The organism is Neisseria sp. P0021.S006, from assembly GCF_051956895.1.
This window is the reverse complement of record NZ_JBQCWZ010001292.1, coordinates 1-436: the sequence shown is the minus strand read 5'-3', so window position 1 is coordinate 436 and position 436 is coordinate 1. Positions and strand designations below refer to the sequence as shown.

The 436-nt window shown below is 42.9% G+C and carries 1 protein-coding gene; it reads left to right on the top strand.

Features of this window, described 5'->3' with window-relative positions; translation table 11 throughout:
• Positions 1-99 precede the first annotated feature (99 nt).
• The coding region (locus tag ACTHUM_RS19945) for a pyruvate kinase (protein ID WP_440403999.1) at positions 100-436 on the top strand (337 nt) is incomplete at its 3' end.

Sequence of the window (436 nt, the reverse complement as noted above, 5' to 3'; positions counted from 1 at the left end):
ATCGTATTCGGGGAAGTGGACAGGTAAGCCGTAAAAAAAACAGCCTGCACTTTTCAGGCTGCCTGAAAGCTGGGCAAACAAATACGAGGAATATTAGAAATGAATTTTTGGCATATGCAGATGCATCCAACTGGCGAAATGGAATTTTCTGAAAACATTGATTGGATTTTAGAACACAAAAAAATCATCGGTTTGGGACAGTGGAAAGGCGGAGAAGGTCAAATTGCCGCATTTATCAATGAAATTCAGGTTAATGACATTGTTGCGCTAAAACGCGGTCAAGAATTGATTGCGCTTGTTCAAGTTACCGGCGGAGCATATAAGGTTACCGATGATGCAAATCCGGAAACTGCATGGATTGTGAACCGCCGTCCTATCCGCGTATTGGATTGGGCGATTGACCCAAAAATATTAAAACAGCCGCGCGGTACACTAA